This window comes from Bacillus sp. JH7, assembly GCF_001563515.1.
GTDB lineage: Bacteria > Bacillota > Bacilli > Bacillales > Bacillaceae_G > Bacillus_A > Bacillus_A cereus.
Genome location: NZ_LPUS01000001.1, coordinates 2961321 through 2979871, shown reverse-complemented (window position 1 = coordinate 2979871; position 18551 = coordinate 2961321). Strand labels below are relative to the sequence as shown.

Here is an 18551-nt window from a genome sequence, read left to right as displayed (position 1 = left end):
CCTCTTTTTATACACTTAAATTAAATTCCACTCTACAATAAGCCCTAAATGTGTAAGACCACCACCGAATCCGTATAGTAAAAGTGTGTCTCCATTATTTAACTTTCCTTCTTTTATAGCTAAATCTAGAGCGAGTGGAATGGTGACTGAAGAGGTATTCCCCATATATTCCACGCTCGTTAATGTTTTTTGTATTGGAATTTGAGATTTTTCGCAAATAGATTCAATCATTCGTAAGTTAGCGCTGTGGGGTATGAACCAGTCTATATCATCCCCTTGCATATTTGCGTTATGTAATAAATTTTTTATGCCTTTTGGCACTGTTCGTGTTGCCCATTTATATACTTCTCTTCCATTTTGAACGATTTTTTCATTTGTTTGCAGTGGTGTGCCATTCATAGTAGTAGATAAGTTTGTTCTATATAGATGAATGCCGCCATCACCGTTTGTTCCCATGTGAGCAGCGATAAAGCTTGGGGTGTCTTCATCTCTTTCTAATAAAATAGCTCCAGCACCATCACCGAATAAAATACAGGTCGTTCTATCGGTATAATCAGTAACTTTAGATAATGTCTCTGTCGCTACGACAAGTATTTTTTCATGTGATCCAGAAGTGATTAAGCTATTACCGACGTGTAGTCCATATGTAAAACCAGCACAAGTTGCATTTAAATCAAAAGCTAGTGTATGAGGTATGTTGAAGTATTGTTGTATTTGGCAAGCAACACTAGGGAAAACGTAATCAGTAGTAGTAGTAGCGACAATGATACAGTCGACATCTTCTAAGTTTTTCTTATATGTTGTACATAAATTTTTAATTGCTTTAATGGCTAAGTTTGAGGAATATTCTTCTTCGCTAGCGATTCTTCTTTCCTTCATTCCTGTTCTTTGTACAATCCATTCATCATTCGTATGGACCATCTTTTCTAAATCGTTATTAGACAATATTTGATCTGGAACATAAGTACCAATTGCAGTAATACGAGATTTAGAATGCATAGGAACATCTCCTAATTTTTATTTTTATAACCTGATACTAATATTAGGTTATAAAGATATCAATATAGATTTTTGTTGTATTAAAACGATAATACTTAACTTACTATGAAGGAATTTGGCGAGTGCTGTAAAAATAATATACGAGAAGTTTCTAAAATTGATAATTGCTTTTGTTATTTTTATTGTGAGAAAAACTCGCAAAAAATGACGATTAAAGTAAAAAAATAACGATTTTCTTTAGTGTGATATAGGTTGTTAAACCTTGTGAAAGCGAATTACTTATGCTACACTTTATGTAACTTAAAATGAACGGAGGGGCTTCCTTTGATCTTAATCAGATTACGTCTCAATACTTTGTGCCAATAATTGAATAGCGCTCAAAGGCTCTGTCTGTGTACAGAGTGAACGGGATTGGTCTGCCTATTTTAAAGGAACCCTTTATTAAGCTTATATGTGAAAAAGAGGGAGGGACGAATACGCCCTCTTTTTGTTTTGCCTTTATAAATAGAATGGGATTGTATAGGTGAACGCTTATTGTGTATACGTATACGATCTTGGGACTTTTTGACTATAAAATAGGATGAAAGCATAGCTTTCTTCTATTTCTTTGGTGAACCCTTATCCGTTTACGAAAACACAGGCAGCGACCTGTGTTTTTTATTTTACGTAATCGAAATGGAGGAATAAATATATGGAAGAAGTATTACAAAGAGCAGTTTTAGTTGGAGTAAATGTAGGTAATGAAGATGATTTTGCATATTCGATGGAAGAGTTAACAAATCTTGCGGAAGCCTGTGATGTAGAGGTAATTGGGCAAGTAACGCAAAATTTACAACGAGTAAATCCATCGCATTATATCGGAAAAGGAAAGATTGAAGAAGTAGCAGCGTATGTACAAGAAATAGATGCGAATATGGTCATCTTTAATGATGAATTATCTCCTTCACAAATTCGAAATTTAGAAGAGGATTTAGATTGTAAGGTAATTGATCGTACCATTTTAATTTTAGATATTTTTGCGCAACGTGCGAAAACGAAAGAAGCACAGCTACAAGTAGAAGTAGCACACCTTCAGTACATGATGCCTCGTTTAATCGGTCTTCGTGAATCGTTAGGGAGACAGAGTGGCGGCGTTGGTACGAAAAATAAAGGTGTCGGTGAGAAGAAGTTAGAGTTAGACCGTCGTAAAATTGAAGAACAAATTTCAGTTTTGAATAAAGATTTAGAAGCGCTCGTTGCCCAGCGTCAAACGCAGCGAAAGCAACGTAAGAAAAATGAAATACCTGTTGTAGCATTAGTAGGTTATACGAATGCAGGAAAGTCAACGACGATGAATGCAATGCTTGAAATTTATAATGGTACAGAAGAAAAACAAGTATTTGAAAAAGATATGTTATTTGCGACGTTAGAAACATCTGTACGAAATATTGATTTGCCAGATAATAAATCATTTTTATTAACAGATACAGTTGGATTTGTAAGTAAATTACCACATCATCTTGTGAAGGCGTTCCGTTCAACGTTAGAAGAAGTAGCGGAAGCAGACCTACTTATTCACGTCGTAGATTACGCAAATCCAAATTATGAACAATTAATTGATATTACAAATGAAACGTTAAAGAAAATTGGAGTAGAAAATATTCCAACGATCTATGCTTATAATAAATCAGATATGGTGGATGTTGAAATTCCGAAAGTACAAGAAGACCGCGTGTATTTATCAGCGAAGAAACATGTTGGAATTGAAGAACTTGTAGAAATGATTCGCTCACACATCTATAAAGAATATACGAAGTGTGAAATGTTAATTCCATATGATCAAGGACAGGTAGTTTCGTATTTCAATAATCATGCACACGTTTTATCTACGAGTTACGAAAACGAGGGTACCAAATTAGAAATAGAATGTAAGACGAGTGATTACGAGAAGTATAAGCATTTTGCAATTTAATGTAAGAGGCAACCCAGTATGTGATTGGGTTGTCTTTTTTTTTGTACTGTTTTACCGCTGAAAGTTACAAGGATGCAAGCCAATGACGGGAGTTAAGTTATATTTCTGGAAAAAGAAATGAAAGCAGTATAGAATAGAAATGTTTCAAAAGTCAGAATTTATTACACCTACTGTAATAAATATATATTTTGTAAAGAAAGGGGAGATTCACACATGCAGGCAGTTTCACACAAAAAAACTGTAGAAACACCGACAATATATCGAATTTTATTTGCGATTAGCTTTGGGCATTTTTTAAATGATTCGATGCAAGCAGTTGTGCCGGCGTTGTTTCCTATTTTGGAAAAAACGATGAATTTATCCTATATGCAAGTAGGGTGGATTGCGTTTGCATTAAATATGACGTCATCGATTATGCAACCGGTGTTTGGTATGTATTCAGATAAGAAGCCGTCACCATTTTTATTACCACTCGGCATGTTTTCAAGTATGCTTGGAATGATTGGACTCGCGTTTGCACCAAACTTTATTATTGTTATTATTTCTGTTTTATTTATTGGTTTAGGTTCCGCGGTCTTTCATCCAGAAGGCGCTCGTGTTGCGTATATGGCGGCAGGTGCAAAACGAGGGTTAGCGCAAGCAATTTATCAAGTTGGGGGAAACACGGGGAATTCTTTAGCTCCTATTTTTACAGCGCTAATTTTCGTTCCACTCGGTCAAATTGGTTCATTAGGTTTTACAGCATTTGCAGCAGTAGGAATTGTATTATTAATTTTCGTATCGAATTGGTACAAAAATGAATTAGCAACCGGTGCTGTAAGAAGGAAGAAGAGGGCTGCACTTGAGGCGGAAAATGCAATTGTAAGCACACACATTAAATTCGTTATTATACTTCTTGTTTTTCTTACTTTTGTACGCTCTTGGTACGGTGCTGGTATCGGGAATTTCTATCAATTTTACTTAATAGAGCATTACGGTTTATCTATAAAAAATGCCCAGTATTTCGTATTCGCATTTATGATTGCTGGTGTGTTAGGAACTTTCTTCGGAGGACCGTTAGCAGATCGATTTGGTAAGAAAAATATCATCGTATTTTCAATGTTAGGTTCAGCGCCACTTGCACTGTTATTACCACATGTCTCACTTGTGTGGGTCGTACCGTTATTTTTATGTATTGGTTTTATTAGTTCAAGTAGTTTTAGTGTAATTGTTGTATATGCACAAGAGCTTGTACCTGGAAAAGTGGGAATGGTGTCAGGATTAATCGTAGGTCTTGCGTTTGGACTTGGAGCATTAGGTGCAGTAGTTCTTGGGAAATTAGCAGATATATATAGCCTGCAATTTATTATGCTATTATGTAGTTGTCTACCATTAATTGGACTCACTTCATGGTTACTGCCAAGTGATAAGAAAACGATAGAATAGGGGATGCGCTATGAAATTGTGTGAAAACGTTACGGAATTAATAGGAGATACACCTGTCGTCCGATTATCTAAATTTATTCCGGAAGACGCAGCAGATGTGTATGTGAAACTAGAAATGTTTAATCCATCGCGCAGTGTGAAAGACCGTGCTGCTTATAATTTACTTCACGTTGCAGAAGAAAATGGTCTCATCAAACCAGGAGATACAATTATTGAACCGACAAGCGGGAATACAGGGATTGGTTTAGCGATGAATGCAGCAGCTAAAGGGTATAAAGCGATTTTAATTATGCCAGACAATATGTCAAAAGAGCGTATTAATTTATTGAAAGCATACGGAGCAGAAGTAGTTTTAACACCAGCAGAACAAAGAATGCCAGGAGCAATTGCGAAGGCGTTAGAACTGCAAAAACAAATACCGAATAGTTTTATCCCGCAACAATTTGAAAATCCAGCTAATCCGAATATTCACCGTTATACGACTGCACTTGAAATTTACGAACAAATGGAGGGAGAGCTTGATGCTTTTGTTGCAACGGCAGGAACAGGCGGAACGATTACAGGGACTGGTGAAACGTTAAAAGAGAAATTGCCAAACTTATATATTGCAGTAGTGGAACCGAAAGGATCTCCCGTTTTATCCGGTGGTGTACCAGGTCCTCATAAACTAGTAGGAACAAGCCCAGGATTTATTCCGAAAAACTTAAATACAGAAGTGTATAACGAAATTATTCAAATTGCAGACGAAGAGGCTTTAACGACAATGAGAAACTTAGCTAGACAAGAAGGATTATTAGTTGGGCCATCTTCTGGAGCATCTGTTTACGCTGCAATCATGATAGCGAAACGTCTAGGCGTTGGTAAAAAAGTTTTATGTATTGCGCCTGATACAGGTGAACGTTATTTGAGCATGGGGGTATTTGAATAAAAAGGATAGAAACACCTTAATAGTGAATAGCTGCTATTAAGGTGTTTGTTTTATGGAATGAAGAGGGGGAGAAGAACAATGAAACTATTAAAACCAATCCATGAATATAGTGAGCGTATTACGGCGTATAGACAAGCGTTTTTACACTCAGGGGAACAACCACATGGAAGTAGTTCTTTACAAAACTTTGATTCTCTTGATGAATGGTTTGAAAAAGTGAGTAAACAAGAACTAGGAGAAAATTTACTAGCTAATCGAGTGCCATCTAGTCAGTTTTTAAGTTTTGAAAAAGGGGAACTTATAGGTTTTGTGAATATTAGACATAGATTAAATCCAGAATTATTACGGGAAAGCGGTCATATTGGATATAGTGTCCATCCGAATAAACGTCGCCACGGTTACGCTACGAAACAACTACAACTTGCATTAGCTGAAGCGCAAAAATTAGGATTGCAGAAAGTATTAATAACTTGCGATAAATCCAATATCGGTTCTGCTAAAACGATTCAAAAGGTTGGAGGTGTGTTAGAAAATGAAGTAGTTTCTTCTCGTACTGGTGAAGTTATTCAGCGCTATTGGATAGAAATATGATTAAGTAGGAATTTGAAAAGGTAATGCAAGCTGTAATATCGAAATAGATAAATGAAATATAGGGGATTACTGCAATTTTAGGGGGAAATGAAATGGGATTAAAAGAGAGAGCGATAGAGATGTCAGAGATTTATAGGCAAAATCCGAAAGTAGAAGCTATTATTTTAGCGGGTTCAGTAGCTAGAAAGCTTGAAGATGAACATTCAGATATAGAATTACATATTTTATGGTCAACACCGCCGGAAGATGAGGATCGTAGGGCCCCTATTTATCATATTGATGGGAAAATATTATCGTATCATCCGTATGAGGAAGAAGAATGGTCGGAAACGTATTTAACGAAAGAGGGAATTAAATTAGAGATTAGTAACTTTTTAACAGAGACAGTAGAGAAAGTAATTTCGGATGTGGTGGATCAATATGATATAAATTATGAAAAACAATGTATTGTATCATCCATTCATGATGGTGTTAGTTTGTATGGAGAAGGGAAAGTGAATGAATTAAAAGAAAAAGTAGCGGCATATCCAGATGAACTAGCAAAACTGATGATTTCAGAAAATCTATGGTTAAGTAATCGTTGGCACAATCGAAAGGCGCTTTTAAAACGGAAAGATTGGCTTATGCTTTATGACGTTATTTGCGAAGTACAAAGGAACGTATTCGGTGTTTTATTTGGTTTGAATAAAATGTACGTACATCATCCAGCGTTTAAATGGATGCCTAATAATGTGGAACGAATGACTATTAAACCTGAAAAATTATATGAACGTATGGCGGACACATTAATAGGGAATCCAGAAAAAAGTGTGCAGGAGTTAGAGTTGCTAATAGAAGAAGTGTTGCAACAAGTTCATACATACGCGCCAGGAGTAAATGTGGATGAGCAAGAAAAATCTATTTTTTATTTTGTGAAATAGAAAATAGTAATAAGGGGGAAGTTATGGGTTTTTTTAATAGGTTTTTTAAAAAAGTTGAAAAAGTAAATGAGCAAGAAGCTACTCTTCATGAATTAAGTGAAGAATTGTATGTTGAATCACCGGTAGAGGAAGCGACTAGTTACTGGGTATCAATGGCACAAAATATAATTGTTAATGCTGTAAAAGCGGCTGACAATGATGTGGAACGTGCCTTCGTGTTATTGAATTTGAAGAAAGGTGAGGCTTCATTTGATATTTTTTATCAAATAAATGGGCAATTGTATTTCTGGGATCAGCTAGAAAATGAGACGATAAGAAATAGAATTCAGAACGAGTTGTTACCGCAAGCTCCAGAAGTTTCAAATGCAGTAAATGAGCAATTTCGTGGAGCTGATCACCCTATAATTTCGTTCGCACAATTGCAGTTTGAATGGGAAACGAAAGCCTGGTTCTCACATATAATTTGGGAAGATAGCCTTGCTGCTCAATTGCCCAAAACTCAAATTCTAAATGAATGGTTTCGTGTAATTAAAGAAGAAACAAAAAATAGACCACTGGATAGTGATGCGAAATTTTCTTGGTATCCATCAAACTCTTAAAAAATGAATACAGAGAGACAGGTTATGTTTCTAGATGATTTGTATTATTGAATAAGTATCAATAATACGTAATTCTTTTTCTATTGCCTGTTAGAATTCGTTATGTACTAAGCTACTTGTTTTCTAAACTAAAACTTATATTTCGAATTTTTAAATAGATTGTAATACATAAAAATTCGAAATATAAGTTGACACTATTTTTAATGTGTGATAAAAATGATAGTAATCAATTCGGAAAATAATATTTGGGCAATGAAAGGGTATAGTAGTGAATATCTCCCTATTTCAGAGAGCTGATGGTTGGTGTGAATCAGTATATAGATTATTCATGAAGTTCGTCCTGGAGCATCTTTCATAAATCTCATATTTTGAGGAAATGAAAGACGGTAGTTTATACCGTTATCAAATAAAGTGGTGAAGATTTTTTCACAACTAGGGTGGTACCGCGATATTTATCGTCCCTACGTATTTACGTAGGGACGTTTTTTATTTAGGTCCTAACTTTGGTGTGGCTTCATAACTAGGGTGGTACCGCGATATTTTATCGTCCCTACGTTTTTGCGTAGGGGCGTTTTTATTTAGGTGGTTTCTTAGTGTTCTTCACAACTAGGGTGGTACCGCGATATTTTTGTCGTCCCTACGTATTTACGTAGGGGCGTTTTTTTATTATTAGGGAGGAAGTGAACGTATTAGAAAAGAGTATTGATAGAACAATATAAATACCGAATTGTAACAAAGAAAAAGAGATAGAGAGGAGATTAACAAATGAATTCACAGCAATGGACATCGAAATTAGGTTTCGTATTAGCTGCAGCAGGTTCGGCAATTGGTCTTGGGGCGATTTGGAAATTCCCATATATGGCCGGCATTGGAGGAGGAGGCGCGTTCTTCCTAATTTTCATCGGTTTCACATTATTAATTGGTTTACCACTATTATTAGCTGAATTCGTTATCGGAAGAAGTACACAAAAAGAGGCCGTTGATGCATATAGAGAAATCGCACCAAAAACATTATGGCCATGGTTAGGGAAATTAGGAATTGTAACTTGTTTCATACTACTTTCTTTCTACAGTGTTGTAGGAGGCTGGATTTTATTATACTTATGGAATGCAATTACAGGTAGACTATGGGAAGGAAATGGGGCATACGAAGCTACGTTTGGTGAAATCATTTCCAATCCATATTTAGCAGTTGGGTCACAGCTATTATTCATCCTAATTACTATTTTCATCGTAAGTAAAGGTGTACAAAATGGTGTTGAAAAAGTAAATAAATATTTCATGCCAGCATTATTCGTTTTATTCTTTGTTTTAATCGTTCGTGCACTTACGTTAGATGGTGCTGGAGAAGGAGTTCGTTTCTTCTTACAACCTGACTTCTCACATGTAACATCAGAAGTTATATTATACGCAATGGGGCAATCGTTCTTCTCATTATCTGTCGGGGTAGCCGTTATGGTAACGTATAGCTCATACTTACCGAAAGAAGAAAGCTTACCACGTTCAGCATTTTCTATCGTAGCCTTAACTCTTGTTATTACATTACTTGCAGGACTTGCAATTTTCCCAGTAGTGTTCGCATTTGGAATGGAACCATCTCAAGGACCTGGGCTATTATTTATCGTACTGCCAGCTATTTTCAGTAAAATGGCATTCGGAAAATTATTCTTCATCGTTTTCTTATTACTATTCTTCTTTGCTACTATTACATCAGCAATTTCGATGTTAGAAATTAGTGTTGCATCGTTAACATCAAAAGGTAAAGGGAAACGTGAAAAAATGGCCTTAATCGTAGGGTTATTAATCTTCGTTGTTGGGGTACCATCAGCATTATCATTCGGTATATTAAGTGATCTGAAGATTTTCGGGAAGACAGTCTTTGATTTAGCGGACTATGCAGTAAGTAACGTATTAATGCCACTTGGTGTATTATTAGTTTCTATCTTTGTTCCTTTAAAAATGAAGAAAGATGTATTAATGAAAGAGCTAGGTGTAAGTAAAAATAAAGGATACAAAGTATTTGTGTTATGGTTATTCTTACTTCGCTTTATCGCACCAATTGCGATTATTATCGTATTCTTAAATGTACTTGGCATTATATAAATAGAAAGGTAGCGTATCATACAAAGATACGCTACCTTTTTATTTTGCTCTTTTTTGCAGTTCGTTTACCGTTACGAACTGATATCCCTTCTTAGATAAAGAATCTAAAATACCTTCAATCGTTTGTAAATTTTCATTAGACTCATCATACATAGAGTGCAGTAAAATGATAGAACCTGGTTTTACATTTTTATTAACGTATTTAATTTTATCAGCCGCAGATTTATAAAAAGTATCGGGCTCAAGATCCCATGTGATTGTTTCGATATTGTTTTTATTTAAATAATATGGCAGCCCTATTAACTTCTTACCGTTAGGGGGCCTAAAATCAATTTCGCCTGTAAATCCTGTTTGGCGGATTAATGAATTCGTTTTTTCTATTTCACCTTTAATAAAAGAAGGTGTTTTGAAAACCATTCTATTATGAGAATATGTATGGTTTCCAAGTTGGTGCCCAGATTGCGCGATAGCTTCTCCTAACGATAAATTTTTCTCTAATTCATTTCCAATTAAAAAGAAAGTAGCTTTAGCGTTGTATTTATCTAGTAGCGGTAATATTTGTTTTACATTGTTAGTAGGGCCATCATCAAAAGTTAAAGCGATCACTTTTTCATTTGTTTCTACACATTGTGTTAAATTTCCAAATAATTGAAAGCTTCTTGCGTTCATCAATTTGTATGTTCCGAATAATGCCGTGATAATAAAAAATAGTGTAACGATCGTAATGATAATTTTTTTCTTCATAATGTAACCTCACAATGATTTTTGATTCAATTAAAAAGTATTATATCAAACTAAGTAATTTCGTGCTTTAAGAAGGGCGTGGATGCAAGGAGAAGGAATTTATCATATAATAAAATACAAAAGGTATATTAGGAGGTGTTTATATGGCGATTATAATTCAATTGCCAGACACTGCAACGTCTCATGCAAAGCCAAGTATGGAAATGGCGATACTTTGCGTGAGGTAGACAAGTAATATACAATCGCCTATATGAGCTCGTATCATTTTTTATATTTGGCTTTGCACCTTATTGAAATGAACCATAAAAAATAAGGGGCGAGCAGAAATGAAATACGTAAAAGCTAATGCTGTTTTACCGGAGAGTTTAATTACTGAAATTCAAAAGTATATACAAGGTGAAACAATTTACATTCCGAAACAAGAAACGAAACATTATAAATGGGGTACACGATCTGGCGGAAGAAAACAATTAGATGAAAGAAATAAAGCAATTAAAGAAGCGTTTAAAAGTGGGATTGCTATTCATCAACTTGCAGAAGAATATTTTCTTTCTGGGGAAACGATTAAAAAGATTGTGTATTCTAAATAAGAGGAAAAGAGTCTGATTCATATATTACTTTGAATCAGACTCTTTTTGTTTTATATGTATTGGATATATGAAGTGTGAACGGGCATGATAATAGAAAAAATGTGCCGTTTTTTTATTAAATGCTATACAGAACATTTGAAGAGTAGAAAGGTGAACATATATGAATCATATTGGACAAATAACGATAGAGCTTTTAATTGGTTTTTTTGTTCTATTAATTGCTACAAAAATATTAGGGAAAACACAAATATCTCAGCTAACGCCCTTTGATTTTATTTCTGCAATCGTCCTAGGTGAGCTCGTTGGAAATTCAATATATGATCCTAAAATTAAAGTATGGTCTATTTTATATTCAGTATTTGTTTGGGTAATTTTAATTTATACTATTGAAGTGATAACACAAAAAGTAAGAGGGACAAGAAGGTTTTTTGAAGGATATCCTTCAATTATTATTCGTAATGGAAAGATTGATCGTGAACAATTAAGCGTAAATCATTTGGATATAAACCAATTACAACAAATGCTTAGGCAACAAAAAGATATATTTTCAATCCGAGAAGTTGAATATATGATATTGGAACCTAACGGAAACATAAGCGTTTTGAAAAAAAGTAAATACGAATCTCCTACTGTAAATGATTTAAGTTTAAAACATAAGCCTGTATACTTACCAATTTCATTAATTAGTGATGGAAAAGTAGTTAAGGATAATTTGAGGGAAGCGGGATTTGATGAAGGGTGGCTTTATAAACAAATAAAGCAAAAAGGAATTACTAAATTTGAAGACGTATTATATGCGGAATGGAAAACAGATGATGGCTTCTTTTGTCAGGAAATGCAGCGGTAGAGAATAAGTGATATATGTAATGTTTGTTTCTAAGTTATCTTTTACATATCAAAAAACGTAATCATTGTATACAATAAAACTAGATCAACAATTTGTATGGAGTGATAAAGATGGAAGCGTTTATTAGAAGTGATCAATATAATTTTATAAAATCACAAGCTTATATTTTAGCAAACGGGCATGCAACGGCAAATGATAGAGGTGTAATTCAAGCGTTAAAATCGCTTGCGATTGAAAAGATAATACATGTATTTGAGAATTTAACGGATGAACAGAAAGAGTTAATTGATACGGTATTAACAGTTCAAAATAGAGAAGATGCAGAATCATTTTTAATGAAAATAAATCCGTATGTAATTCCGTTTCAAGAAGTTACAGCACAAACATTAAAAAAGTTATTTCCTAAGGCGAAAAAGTTAAAACTTCCTGATATGGAAGAAATGGATATGAAAGAAATATCTTATTTAAGCTGGATTGATAAGGGATCAAGCAGGAAATTTATTATAGCGAAAAATGATAAAAATAAATTTGTTGGTCTGCAAGGAACGTTCCAAAGTTTAAATAAAAAAAGCATTTGTTCATTATGTCATGGGCATGAAGAAGTAGGAATGTTTTTAGTTGAAATTAAAGGCGATGTACCAGGAACTTTCGTTAAAAAGGGAAACTACATTTGCAAAGATGGTGTAGCTTGCAATCAGAATATGAAATCGCTAGATAAATTGAACGATTTTATTGACCGCTTGAAGAAATAACGAGAAAACCTCTAGTATTTAAACTGGAGGTTTTTATTTTTTAAAGAAGTAAAATAAACTTTCTTTGTAAATGTAGATTTATAATGAAATTTGATAAAAATATCTATTATGATACAGTTGCTTATATGCAAGGAGGTAAAACATGGATTACCTTTTATCGAAAGAAAAAGTGAAGCGATGGCCCAAAGATATGATAGCGGCGGGGCGTTGTCATACTGTTGGCCTTAAATCGGATGGCACGGTAGTCGCGGTAGGTAATAATGAATTTGGCCAATGCGATGTAGGTAGCTGGCGCGACATTCGGTTGCCTGGCAAATAGTCAATTTACAATAAATGATTAGTAATATTATTCTATTTTAGGAGTAATTATGGAATAGGATATGTAGAAAATAATTAAACTTAAATCTACTGAATAAGAATCTCTTTTGAAAAGGGATTCTTATTATTTTTCATAAAATGAGGGTCTAAATGGAATTTTTGAACAAACTATATTTCAAAATTACAGTAGAAGATATAAATAAAGTATAGAGGAGATAAAGAAATGCTTAAAAAGTTTTTGCTTTCTTTACCGGATGTTTTACTTATATGTATCGTTCTCTACATAACGTACACAAATTCTTTTAGTTTTGGACAGATGTTAGTAATTTCAATTGCAATCGGAATTATTGGTGGTCTTGTTATAAGGATTGGTAAGGATGTATTTATGTATATAAGGTGGACAATGAAACAGAGGAAATCTTGAATACGTTGTATTGTTATTAGGAGGAGATGAAATGACTAAGAAAAAGAGTAGAGTGAAAAATGAAGTAGCGCTTTGGGCATTAACAGCGGTTGTTCTCATCATTGTATGGTACTTTTATCAAAAATAAAAACGCATCGTATTAAAAAAGCACGATGCGTTTTTATTATTTTTTTTGCCAATTTTCTTTAATAAAGTCTTCACGACCAGATTCCTTTTGCTCAGTAGCATATTTCTCTGGATTCTTTTTATAGAAATGTTGGTGGTATTCCTCTGCTGCGTAAAAAGGTGCAGCAGGACGAATTTCAGTCACGATTGGATCTTTAAACATACCGCTTTCTGTAAGAGCTTGTTTTGATTTTTCAGCAAGCCCTTTTTGTGTTTCGTTATGATAAAAAATAGCGGTACGATAAGATGGACCACGGTCAAAAAATTGTCCGCCATCATCAGTTGGATCGATTTGTGGCCAATATAAGTCTAGTAATTTCTGATAAGGAAAAATAGAAGGATCGAATGTAATTTGAACAACTTCTAAATGTCCAGATGTTCCAGCTTTTACTTGTTCATATGTTGGGTTTTCTACATGACCTCCTGCATAGCCAGAAAGTACTTTATGAATACCAGGAAGTTCATCAAATGGTTTTACCATGCACCAAAAGCAACCGCCTGCGAAGGTTGCGAGTTCGTATGTTTTTTCGGACATTGCTGTAATCCTCCTAAATGTATATGTTTTATATAGTATTATATAAATTGTTTTATTGCGCAATAAAAAAGATTTGAAAATATATGTTTTTTATAAACAAGATCCTCCGCTCACATCAATTAATTGTCCAGTTACCCAGCGGCTGTCTGGAGAAGCAAGGAATGCAGCAGTATCGGCAATGTCTTCTACTTCACCTAAGCGATTGAAAGCGGAAATAGTAGTAGCGTACTGCTTCATCATCGGGTCGCTCAAGAGTTCTGCATTCATATCTGTTTTAATAAATCCTGGAAGTATTGCATTCACCGTTATTCCTCGTGCTCCAAGCTGTTTTGCTAGCGTAAAAGTCATTGTATTAATAGCGCCTTTCGTCATACTATATGCAACAAAATCAGGTAAAGAAATGCGGGTGGCAGCGGATGAAATATTAATAATTCGGCTATTGTCACGTAAACGTGGCAGTGCTTGTTGAATGATAAAGAATGGTGCTTTTGCATTTACTGAAAACATTCTATCAAAAAATTGTTCAGTCGTTTCTTCAATAAAAGCACCAGGACCAATGCCAGCATTGTTTATTAAAATATCAAATTGTGTTTCACCAGTGCGCTTTTGTAATTCAGTATCTAAAGCGTTATAAAGGTTTTCTACACCGTGTAAGGATTCTAAATTTGCGCCGATAGAAAAAGCTTGGCCACCATCTGATCGAATTTCATGAACAGTTTCTTCAGCGTCATCTTTTCGATTACCGTAATGAACAGCAACCAATGCACCGTCATTTGCTAAACGTTTAGCGATCGCTCGTCCAATTCCTCGGCTTGCTCCTGTAACTAACGCTACTTTCCCTTTTAACATAGTTTCCTCATCTCCTCATAAACTTTATAAGTTTTTCTTTATGTAGTAATGCAAACATACTTAAGTAATATATGAGTGTATGTAAGTAATGCATTCCAATTTTGATTTGAGAAAAAATAAATAGAATGAATTTTGATTTTTTTGAGAAAACATGTTGACAACGAAAAGAACAACGTCCTATAATACGTGTAACAAATAAAAGTTAATTAAGAATTTTCTAACTTTATATGTTGTATATGCAAAGAAGAGGAAAGTAGATGATTATGATCGTTTCAGAGAGCTACTCCAAGGCTGTGAGGGTAGTAACAATCGAATCATTGAAGATCACCTCGGAGCATCGCTTGCGAAAGGGAAACTGAGTAGAGGGCGGCGGCATCGTCTCCGGTAAAAGGACGGAGGTCTGATTGGACCTACAAAGCTTATATTTCGTGAGAAGTATAAGGAAGCTGAGTGGTAACGCGAAACTCTCGCCTCAGCAATCAAAGCTACTAAATTGTAGTAGTTGATTGCTGAGGCGAGAGTTTTTATTTTTAAAAATAGAAGAAGAGAATGCGTAGAAGAGGAGAGTAAATGATAAAGATTGTTTCAGAGAGCTGCCCCGAGGCTGTGAGGGTAGTAACAATTCACTCATTGAAAATCACCTTGGAGCACTACTTTTGAAAACTAGTAAAAAGTAGCGGGGTTGTTCCCGATAGAAAAACAAAAGTCTAATTGGACTTGCAGAGCTTATATTTCGTGAGAAGTATAAGGAAGCTGAGTGGTACCACGATTCCCTCGTCTCAGCAATGGATTGCTACAAGTATGTAAGTAATCGATTGTTGAGACGAGTATATTTTTAAGATTTATATACTGAATATTCTGTTAAAATTACTCATCTCAGCAATCGATGTAGAAATAGATTGCAAAAATAGAGAAAAAAGAGGAGCGATGTGAGATGGGAAACCAGTACATTTACATGAATGGGGAATTTGTAGAAAAAGAAAAGGCAGTTGTTTCAGTGTATGATCACGGTTTTTTATACGGAGACGGTGTATTTGAAGGGATTCGTAGTTACGGAGGAAATGTATTTTGTTTAAAAGAACATGTGAAACGATTGTATGAATCAGCGAAATCTATTTTACTAACAATTCCAATGACGGTAGAAGAAATGGAAGAAGCAGTTTTACATACACTCCAAAAAAATGAATACGCTGATGCTTATATTCGCTTAATTGTCTCAAGAGGAAAAGGTGACTTAGGACTCGATCCGAGAAGTTGTGTGAAGCCGAGCGTAATTATCATTGCAGAACAATTAAAGTTATTCCCACAAGAATTTTATGATAATGGGCTAAGCGTTGTATCTGTTGCATCAAGACGTAATACGCCAGACGCGTTAGATCCACGTATTAAGTCAATGAATTATTTAAATAACGTACTTGTAAAAATTGAGGCGGCACAAGCAGGAGTGTTAGAGGCTCTTATGTTAAATCAACAAGGATATGTTTGTGAAGGTTCTGGCGATAATGTTTTCGTTGTGAAAGATGGAAAAGTATTAACCCCGCCATCCTATTTAGGGGCATTAGAAGGTATTACGAGAAATAGTGTTATCGAGCTATGTGAACGACTGAGTATTCCGTGTGAGGAAAGACCATTCACTCGCCATGACGTATATGTAGCGGATGAAGTATTTTTAACAGGAACAGCAGCGGAGTTAATTCCAGTTGTAAAAGTTGATTCGAGAGAAATTGGAGATGGGAAACCAGGAAGTGTAACGAAACAATTGACCGAAGAATTTAAAAAATTAACGAGAGAAAGAGGAGTACGTGTTCCCGGGCTGACGGAAAGCTTAGCATAAATAAGGAGAGGAGTTAATTGAAATGAAGCAGCAGTATACAGCGTATGAGAAGTTACAGTGTGAAGAAATGACAGGCGCTGGGCACGTGATTCAAGGTTTGAAGAAATTGGGTGTAACGACCGTTTTCGGCTATCCAGGCGGAGCGATTTTACCAGTATACGATGCGTTATACGAAAGTGGTTTGAAACATGTTTTAACTCGTCATGAACAAGCTGCCATTCATGCGGCTGAAGGATATGCGAGAGCTTCTGGGAAGGTCGGGGTAGTCTTTGCTACCTCTGGCCCAGGGGCGACAAATTTAGTTACGGGCTTAGCAGACGCTTATATGGATTCGATTCCTTTAGTTGTCATTACCGGCCAAGTTGCAACGCCTTTAATTGGTAAAGATGGATTTCAAGAAGCGGATGTTGTCGGAATTACAGTACCTGTTACGAAGCATAATTACCAAGTTCGTGATGTAAATCATGTATCACGAATTGTGCAAGAAGCTTTTTACATCGCCAAAAGCGGACGACCGGGACCAGTATTAATCGATATTCCAAAAGATGTTCAAAATGCAAAAGTCACCAGTTTCTTTAATGAAGAAGTTGATATTCCGGGGTACAAACCAGAACTTGTACCAGACAGCATGAAACTTAGAGAGGTGGCTAAAGCAATTTCAAAATCAAAGCGTCCACTTCTTTATATTGGAGGAGGTGTCATTCATTCAGGTGGATCCGATGAACTCTTCGAATTCGCAAGGGAGAACCGTATTCCAGTCGTTTCAACTTTAATGGGACTTGGTGCATATCCACCGGGAGATCCATTGTTTCTAGGGATGCTTGGTATGCATGGGACATACGCTGCTAATATGGCGGTAACAGAATGTGATTTACTACTTGCATTAGGTGTTCGCTTCGATGATCGTGTAACAGGAAAATTAGAACTTTTTTCTCCGCACTCGAAAAAAGTACATATTGATATTGATCCTTCTGAGTTTCATAAAAATGTAACTGTAGAGCATCCGATTGTTGGTGATGTGAAAAAAGCGTTACACATGTTGTTACATATGTCTATTTATACACAAACAGATGAATGGCTTCAGAAAGTAAAGGCATGGAAAGAAGAATATCCACTTTCTTATAAGCAAAAAGAATCTGAGTTAAAACCACAGCATGTGATCAACTTAGTAAGTGAATTAACGAATGGTGAAGCGATTGTCACAACAGAAGTAGGACAGCATCAAATGTGGGCTGCTCACTTCTATAAAGCAAGAAAACCTCGGACGTTCCTTACCTCTGGAGGATTAGGAACAATGGGGTTTGGGTTCCCAGCGGCAATTGGTGCTCAGCTTGCAAAAGAAGAAGAACTCGTCGTTTGTATTGCAGGTGATGCTTCTTTTCAAATGAACATTCAAGAACTACAAACAATTGCTGAAAATAACATCCCTGTAAAAGTATTTATTATAAATAACAGATTTTTAGGGATGGTAAGGCAATGGCAAGAAATGTTTTATGAAAATCGTTTATCAGAGTCAAAAATTGGCTCACCAGATTTTGTGAAAGTGGCAGAAGCTTATGGAGTGAAGGGATTAAGGGCGACAAATTCAACAGAGGCGAAACAAGTGGTGTTAGAAGCATTTGCTCACGAAGGTCCTGTCGTAGTTGATTTTTGTGTAGAAGAAGGTGAAAACGTATTTCCGATGGTTCCGCCAAACAAAGGGAATAACGAAATGATTATGAAGAGGTGGGAAGAATGAGTCATACTTTTTCACTCGTTATTCATAACGAGCCAAGTGTCTTATTACGTATAAGTGGAATTTTTGCTCGGCGTGGCTATTATATTTCTTCTTTACATTTAAACGAAAGAGATACGAGTGGCGTTTCTGAAATGAAACTCACAGCAGTTTGTACTGAAAATGAAGCGACATTACTTGTTAGTCAGTTGAAAAAATTAATTGATGTACTGCAAGTAAATAAATTATAAGGGGTGTATGGA

Annotated in this window: 18 protein-coding genes, 1 pseudogene and 3 other annotated features; of the genes and pseudogenes, 15 read left to right on the top strand and 4 right to left on the bottom strand. The window is 35.4% G+C overall.

Annotated elements, in window-relative coordinates:
• Positions 1–15: 15 nt before the first annotated feature.
• Positions 16–999, bottom strand: a complete 984-nt coding sequence (locus AU379_RS14885; protein WP_061139447.1) for a ketoacyl-ACP synthase III — start codon at positions 997–999, stop codon at positions 16–18.
• Between the two features lie 691 nt (positions 1000–1690).
• Between AU379_RS14885 and hflX the strand changes: the two genes are divergently transcribed.
• From hflX to AU379_RS14850, 7 genes are all read left to right on the top strand, one after another.
• Positions 1691–2950 (top strand): GTPase HflX, encoded by a 1260-nt coding sequence (gene hflX / locus AU379_RS14880; RefSeq protein WP_000393281.1) that lies wholly within the window; start codon positions 1691–1693, stop codon positions 2948–2950.
• 213 nt (positions 2951–3163) lie between these two features.
• Positions 3164–4375: an MFS transporter gene (locus AU379_RS14875; protein ID WP_001149399.1), complete on the top strand. Its 1212-nt coding sequence runs from the start codon at positions 3164–3166 to the stop codon at positions 4373–4375.
• Between the two features lie 10 nt (positions 4376–4385).
• Positions 4386–5303, top strand: coding sequence for a cysteine synthase A (cysK, locus tag AU379_RS14870; RefSeq protein WP_061139446.1), 918 nt, complete (start codon positions 4386–4388; stop codon positions 5301–5303).
• 78 nt (positions 5304–5381) lie between these two features.
• The gene (locus AU379_RS14865; protein ID WP_000771279.1) at positions 5382–5894 is read left to right on the top strand and encodes a GNAT family N-acetyltransferase; all 513 of its coding nucleotides are present in this window, start codon (positions 5382–5384) and stop codon (positions 5892–5894) included.
• A gap of 92 nt (positions 5895–5986) precedes the next feature.
• Complete coding sequence (locus AU379_RS14860; RefSeq protein ID WP_000523213.1) at positions 5987–6814, top strand: DUF4037 domain-containing protein; 828 nt, start codon at positions 5987–5989, stop codon at positions 6812–6814.
• A gap of 23 nt (positions 6815–6837) precedes the next feature.
• Entirely contained in the window at positions 6838–7413 is a 576-nt protein-coding gene (locus AU379_RS14855; RefSeq protein ID WP_000505545.1) for a hypothetical protein, read from the top strand.
• 243 nt (positions 7414–7656) lie between these two features.
• Positions 7657–7879 (top strand) — a binding site (T-box leader).
• A gap of 299 nt (positions 7880–8178) precedes the next feature.
• Positions 8179–9516: a sodium-dependent transporter gene (locus tag AU379_RS14850; protein WP_001088188.1), complete on the top strand. Its 1338-nt coding sequence runs from the start codon at positions 8179–8181 to the stop codon at positions 9514–9516.
• A 39-nt stretch (positions 9517–9555) separates the two neighbouring features.
• On the opposite strand, the gene AU379_RS14845 is transcribed toward AU379_RS14850, so the two are convergent.
• Positions 9556–10260 (bottom strand): polysaccharide deacetylase family protein, encoded by a 705-nt coding sequence (locus AU379_RS14845; RefSeq protein WP_000726864.1) that lies wholly within the window; start codon positions 10258–10260, stop codon positions 9556–9558.
• Positions 10261–10586: 326 nt separating this feature from the next.
• Here AU379_RS14845 and AU379_RS14840 point away from each other — a divergent pair, with 326 nt between their 5' ends.
• The 5 genes and pseudogenes from AU379_RS14840 (at position 10587) to AU379_RS14820 (ending at position 13191) form a co-directional block, all read left to right on the top strand.
• The gene (locus AU379_RS14840) at positions 10587–10850 is read left to right on the top strand and encodes a CD3324 family protein (protein ID WP_000878325.1); all 264 of its coding nucleotides are present in this window, start codon (positions 10587–10589) and stop codon (positions 10848–10850) included.
• 160 nt (positions 10851–11010) lie between these two features.
• Entirely contained in the window at positions 11011–11697 is a 687-nt protein-coding gene (locus AU379_RS14835) for a DUF421 domain-containing protein (protein ID WP_001015535.1), read from the top strand.
• 110 nt (positions 11698–11807) lie between these two features.
• The gene (locus AU379_RS14830; RefSeq protein ID WP_000387073.1) at positions 11808–12449 is read left to right on the top strand and encodes an elongation factor G-binding protein; all 642 of its coding nucleotides are present in this window, start codon (positions 11808–11810) and stop codon (positions 12447–12449) included.
• 142 nt (positions 12450–12591) lie between these two features.
• Positions 12592–12750 (top strand): annotated as a pseudogene (locus tag AU379_RS14825) (RCC1 domain-containing protein); the annotation flags it as partial.
• A 240-nt stretch (positions 12751–12990) separates the two neighbouring features.
• Positions 12991–13191, top strand: a complete 201-nt coding sequence (locus tag AU379_RS14820) for a hypothetical protein (protein WP_000913386.1) — start codon at positions 12991–12993, stop codon at positions 13189–13191.
• A 163-nt stretch (positions 13192–13354) separates the two neighbouring features.
• On the opposite strand, the gene msrA is transcribed toward AU379_RS14820, so the two are convergent.
• On the bottom strand, positions 13355–13891 hold the full coding sequence (msrA, locus tag AU379_RS14815; protein WP_001291887.1) for a peptide-methionine (S)-S-oxide reductase MsrA: 537 nt from the start codon (positions 13889–13891) through the stop codon (positions 13355–13357).
• Between the two features lie 90 nt (positions 13892–13981).
• On the bottom strand, positions 13982–14740 hold the full coding sequence (locus tag AU379_RS14810; RefSeq protein WP_000911808.1) for an SDR family oxidoreductase: 759 nt from the start codon (positions 14738–14740) through the stop codon (positions 13982–13984).
• Positions 14741–14972: 232 nt separating this feature from the next.
• Positions 14973–15218, top strand: a binding site (T-box leader).
• A 67-nt stretch (positions 15219–15285) separates the two neighbouring features.
• Positions 15286–15525 (top strand) — a binding site (T-box leader).
• A 149-nt stretch (positions 15526–15674) separates the two neighbouring features.
• On the opposite strand from AU379_RS14810, the gene ilvE reads away from it, so the two are divergent.
• Genes ilvE through AU379_RS14795 form a run of 3 tightly spaced genes read left to right on the top strand, consistent with a single transcriptional unit; the run spans position 15675 to position 18539 of the window.
• Positions 15675–16574, top strand: coding sequence for a branched-chain-amino-acid transaminase (gene ilvE, locus AU379_RS14805; RefSeq protein WP_000528156.1), 900 nt, complete (start codon positions 15675–15677; stop codon positions 16572–16574).
• Positions 16575–16596: 22 nt separating this feature from the next.
• Positions 16597–18312 (top strand): acetolactate synthase large subunit, encoded by a 1716-nt coding sequence (ilvB, locus tag AU379_RS14800; protein WP_000813474.1) that lies wholly within the window; start codon positions 16597–16599, stop codon positions 18310–18312.
• Positions 18309–18539, top strand: coding sequence for an ACT domain-containing protein (locus AU379_RS14795; protein ID WP_000019916.1), 231 nt, complete (start codon positions 18309–18311; stop codon positions 18537–18539). Before ilvB ends, AU379_RS14795 begins: the two co-directional genes overlap by 4 nt.
• Positions 18540–18551 lie beyond the last annotated feature (12 nt).